3 protein-coding genes and 1 pseudogene are annotated in these 5,218 nt (G+C 67.6%); 1 reads left to right on the top strand and 3 read right to left on the bottom strand.

All coding sequences use genetic code 11. The features are described 5' to 3' along the window. The 3 genes and pseudogenes from ACRDPN_RS03640 to ACRDPN_RS03650 all read right to left on the bottom strand — a co-directional run. Positions 1 to 340, bottom strand: a pseudogene (locus ACRDPN_RS03640) (tRNA (adenine-N1)-methyltransferase); the annotation flags it as partial. Continuing rightward, on the bottom strand, positions 337 to 1,281 hold the full coding sequence (locus tag ACRDPN_RS03645) for a site-2 protease family protein (protein WP_431445971.1): 945 nt from the start codon (positions 1,279 to 1,281) through the stop codon (positions 337 to 339). The gene ACRDPN_RS03645 and the pseudogene ACRDPN_RS03640, both read right to left, overlap by 4 nt. A 21-nt stretch (positions 1,282 to 1,302) precedes the next feature. Continuing rightward, on the bottom strand, positions 1,303 to 1,941 hold the full coding sequence (locus tag ACRDPN_RS03650) for an HAD family hydrolase (RefSeq protein WP_431445972.1): 639 nt from the start codon (positions 1,939 to 1,941) through the stop codon (positions 1,303 to 1,305). A 209-nt stretch (positions 1,942 to 2,150) separates the two neighbouring features. Here ACRDPN_RS03650 and metH point away from each other — a divergent pair. Further along, positions 2,151 to 5,218 (top strand): methionine synthase (gene metH / locus ACRDPN_RS03655; RefSeq protein WP_431445973.1); only part of this gene is annotated, 3,068 nt, incomplete at its 3' end.

Below are 5,218 nucleotides of genomic sequence, written 5' to 3' on the forward strand. Positions count from 1 at the left end.
TGGTGAGGCTCCCGGATCCGGCACCCGCCTCAACCACGCGCGCGCCGGGGAAGATGTCGGCCATCGTGACGATGTGGGCGGCGTCCTTGGGGTAGATGATCGCGGCACCGCGCGGCATCGAGACGACGTACTCCGCCAGCAAGGGTCGGAACACCTGGTACTGGGCGCCCAGCGACGACTCGAGTACCACCCCCTCGGGGCGGCCGATGATGTCGTCGTGCCGGATCTGGCCCTTCTTGGTCGAGAACTCCTGACCCGCCGCGAGGCGGATGTTGTGCTTGCGTCCCTTGGCGTCGCTGAGCCGCACCCACTCCCCTTCTTCGAGCGGGCCCCTCTTCATCGGCTGCTCCGGAAGGCCTCGTCGACCCGTGACGTCCGGAGGATCCCGGCGATGGATCCGTCGCGCTCGACCACGGCATAGGTCTCGGCGGGTCGGGCCGCCATCGCGCGAAGGAGCACCGAGCCGCGGATGTCGACCGGCAGCCTTGGTGCTCCGTCGGGAGCCTCGCCCGGCTCGAGCAAACTGCGAGCGTCGAGCAAGTTGATACGGGCGGTGCGCCTGGCCTGCGACAACGCATGTCCCGCGCCCTCCCAGAGGAACCACGCCACGATGCCCGCGATGATCAGGTCGAAGGTCCAGCGGTCTTCGGCGAAGTCGACCCGAAGAAGCGTGACGACCACCAACGCGACCGCGGCGAGACGTCCGATCCAGGCGGCGAAGCGCGTGCCGGTCGCCTCGTGTCCGGTCAGCTGCCACACCACGGCCTTGAACACCCGACCGCCGTCCAGCGGCAGGCCGGGCAGCATGTTGAACACCGCAACGAGGATGTTGACCCAGCCGATCAACCAGACGACGTCGTGCAGCACTCCCGGCTCGACGCCCTCGGCCACCTGCCTGGCCGTAAGCCCGATGCCGAGCGAGACCAGCGGCCCGACGATCGCGGTCGTGAGCTCCTGCCACGGAGTGCGGCTCTCGCCCTCGATGGCCGTCTCGCCGCCCAGGAGATGCAGCGTCACCGACGGCACACGCATGCCGAAGGAGCGAGCCGCCACCACGTGCGCGATCTCGTGAAGGAGCACCGACGCATAGAGCGCCACGACGAACACAGCGGCGATGAGGTACGGATTGGTCCGGGTCTGCGACTCGAAGCGCGGGGCGAACAGCACGACGAGGACGACACCCATGACGAGAAGGGACGGCTTGGCGAGCAGCTCGACGCCCGCGAAGCGCCCGACCCGCCACGTGCCGGCGGACCTTGGACGGGCGTCGGAGAAACTCACGATTCCAATCTATGGGGAAGCTCAGAACAGGTCGCGCAGACCGTCCGGTCGAAGTCTCTCCAGGCTGGCCAGCTGCACCCGTCGCGGGGCGTCCGGCACGTTCACGAAGTGCGGCACCACGAGCACCTTGCAGCCGGCGGCGTTCGCGGAGGTCGCCCCGGTCCCGGAGTCCTCGATGGCGAGGCAGTCGGCGGCGTCGACGCCGAGCAGCTCGGCCGCCCGCAGGTACGGCTCGGGGTGCGGCTTGCCGTGCTCGACGTGGTCGCCCGTCACCACGGCCGCGAAAGGCAGCGCGTGGGCCACCGGTCTGGCGATGGGCCCGTAGGACATGGTCACCAGGGCCTGCGGCATGCCCAGGGTGTCCAGAGCGGTGACGAGCTCCCGCGCCCCTGGACGCCAGGGGATCTCGCGGTGCAAGGCGTCGGCCAGCCGGACGACCAGGAACTCGACGATCTCCTCCGGCGTGAGATCGGAGCCCAGGCGCCGCTTGATGTAGTGACCCGACTCGATCAGGGAGTTGCCGACGAGGGCGAGTCCGTCCTCCTGCGTCCAAGTAGTGCCGTGCGCCTCGGCCAGCTCGTGTTCCCTTGCCATCCAGAGCGGCTCGCTGTCTATGAGCGTTCCGTCGAGGTCCCAGAGCACGGCAGCGAAGTCATCCACGCCGCACAGCGTACGTCCGCCGATTACGTCCGACGGGCGTACCAGCAGATGAGACACTGGTCCGGAGGATGGAATGCCCGCCCGGGTTCGCGGGTTGCGCATCGTATCGTCGAACGCCCAAACCCCCGAGGACGCCTGTGACCACCCCGACCGTGACCGAGCCCGCTTCGGTTGAGCATCGCCCCGACGCGACCGAAGCGTTGTCGTCGATGCTCCGCGAGCGCATCCTCGTGCTCGACGGTGCCATGGGCACGGCCATCCAGCGCGACCGGCCGGACGAATCCGGGTACCGCGGTGACCGCTTCGCCGAGTGGTCGTGCGACGTCGTCGGCAACAACGATCTCCTCACCATCACGCAGCCGGAGATCATCGCGTCGATCCACCGCGAGTACCTCGCGGCCGGCGCCGACATCATCGAGACCAACACCTTCAACGCCACCGCGGTCTCACTTGGCGACTACGACATGGTCGAGCTCGCCTACGAGCTGAACCTCGAGTCCGCCCGCCTGGCACGGCGCGAGTGCGACGCCATCACCGCCGAGACGCCCGACCACCCGCGATACGTCGCCGGAACGCTTGGCCCGACGACGCGCACGGCGTCCATATCTCCGGACGTCAACGACCCCGGCGCACGCAACGTCTCGTACGAGGAGCTCGTCGACGCCTACACGACCGCGACCCGGGGGCTTCTCGACGGCGGGTCCGACCTGATCTTCATCGAGACCATCTTCGACACGCTCAACGCCCGGGCCGCGATCTTCGCGGTCGAGACCGTCTTCGAGGAGTACGGACGTCGCTGGCCGGTCATCATCTCCGGCACCATCACCGACGCCTCGGGACGCACGCTCTCCGGGCAGACGGCGGAGGCGTTCTGGCACTCCGTCCGGCACGCCAAGCCGCTGCTCGTGGGTCTCAACTGCGCCCTCGGCGCCAAGGAGATGCGTCCCTACATCGCGGAGATCTCGCATCTGGCCGACTGCTTCGTGTCGTGCTACCCGAACGCCGGCCTGCCGAATGCCTTCGGCGAGTACGACGAGTCGCCCGACGAGACTGCTGCGATCCTCCGCGACTTCGCCGACAGCGGCTTCGTCAACCTCGTGGGCGGCTGCTGCGGCACCACGCCCGATCACATCGCCCACATCGCCAAGACGGTCGAGGGCCTCGCGCCGCGGGTGCCGTCGGAGGTCGCGCCCGCTCTGCGCCTGTCGGGACTCGAGCCACTGACCGTCACCGAGGACTCGCTGTTCCTCAACGTCGGCGAGCGCACGAACATCACCGGCTCGGCCCGATTCCGCAACCTCATCCGTGACGGCGACTACGACACCGCGCTCTCGGTCGCCCGCCAGCAGGTCGAGAACGGCGCGCAGGTCATCGACGTCAACATGGACGAAGGCATGATCGACGGCGTCGCCGCCATGAACCGCTTCATCAAGCTCATCGCGTCCGAGCCCGACATCTGTCGCGTGCCGGTCATGGTCGACTCCTCCAAGTGGGAGGTCATCGAGACCGGGCTCCACGGCCTGCAGGGAAAGCCGATCGTCAACTCCATCTCGATGAAGGAGGGCGAGGAGAAGTTCCGCGAGCAGGCGCAACTGTGCCGCAAGTACGGCGCCGCCGCTGTCGTCATGGCGTTCGACGAGGACGGCCAGGCCGACAACCTCGAGCGCCGCAAGCAGATCTGTGAGCGCGCCTACCGGATCCTGGTCGACGAGGTCGGCTTCCCGGCCGAGGACATCATCTTCGACCCGAACGTGTTCGCGATCGCGACCGGCATCCAGGAGCACCAGAACTACGGTGTCGACTTCATCGAGGCCACCCAGTGGATCAAGGAGAACCTGCCCGGTGCGCACGTGTCCGGCGGCATCTCGAACGTGTCGTTCTCGTTCCGCGGCAACAACCCGGTGCGCGAGGCCATCCACGCGGTCTTCCTCTACCACGCCATCCAGGCCGGCCTCGACATGGGAATCGTCAACGCGGGTGCGCTCGTCGTCTACGACGAGATCCCGCCGCCGCTGCGCGAACGCATCGAGGACGTCGTGCTCAACCGCCGCGACGACGGCACCGAGCGACTGCTCGAGATCGCCAACGACTACGCCGGTGACGGGCGGAAGGCGGAGGTCGAGGACGAGGAGTGGCGTTCGCTGCCCGTCACCGAACGCATCACCCATGCGCTGGTCAAGGGCATCGACCAGCACGCCGTGGAGGACACCGAGGAACTCCGCGCCGAGGTCACCGATCGTGGTGGTCGGACGATCGAGGTCATCGAGGGCCCGCTGATGGACGGCATGAACGTCGTCGGAGACCTGTTCGGGTCCGGCAAGATGTTTCTCCCCCAGGTCGTCAAGTCGGCCCGCGTGATGAAGAAGTCGGTCGCCTACCTGATCCCCTACATCGAGGACGAGAAACAGCCCGAGGACGCCGGCCGCAGCAACGGTCTGGTCGTCATGGCCACGGTCAAGGGCGACGTCCACGACATCGGCAAGAACATCGTCGGCGTCGTGCTGCAGTGCAACAACTACGACGTCATCGACCTCGGGGTCATGGTGCCTGCGCAGAAGATCCTGGACACCGCGACGGCCGAGGGCGCCGACCTCATCGGCCTGTCCGGGCTCATCACGCCGTCTCTCGACGAGATGGTCAACGTGGCGTCCGAGATGGAGCGCCAAGGTTTCGACATCCCGCTGCTCATCGGCGGTGCCACCACGTCGCGTGCCCACACGGCCGTCAAGGTCGACGAGAAGTATCACTCCCCCGTGGTGTGGGTGAAGGACGCCTCCCGCTCCGTGCCAGTCGTGTCCCAGCTGCTCTCCGACGATGCCCGGCCACAGCTCCTAGCCGATCTGAAGGAGGACTACGACTCGCTGCGCGAGCGTCACGCCGCCCGACAGGACACCCGCAAGCTGCTCACGCTCGAGGACGCACGCGCGAACCGCACCCCCGTCGAGTGGGAGGGCTACGTGCCGCCGGCGCCACAAGGCATCGAGATCGGCACGCCGCTCGTGCTCGACGAGTATCCCCTGGCCGAGCTGCGTGAGTACATCGACTGGCAGCCGTTCTTCAACTCCTGGGAGATGAAGGGCAAGTTCCCCGACATCCTCAACAACCCGACGAGCGGTGAGGCCGCACGCAAGTTGTTCGAGGACGCGCAGACGATGCTCGACCGCCTCATCGAGGAGAAGTGGATCACGGCGCGTGGCGTCGTCGGTCTGTTCCCGGCCAACGTCGTCGAGCACGACGACATCGAGGTCTACACCGACGACTCCCGGTCCGAGGTCCG

The sequence above is a fragment of the Aeromicrobium sp. genome (genome assembly GCF_050700635.1).
GTDB lineage: Bacteria > Actinomycetota > Actinomycetes > Propionibacteriales > Nocardioidaceae > Aeromicrobium.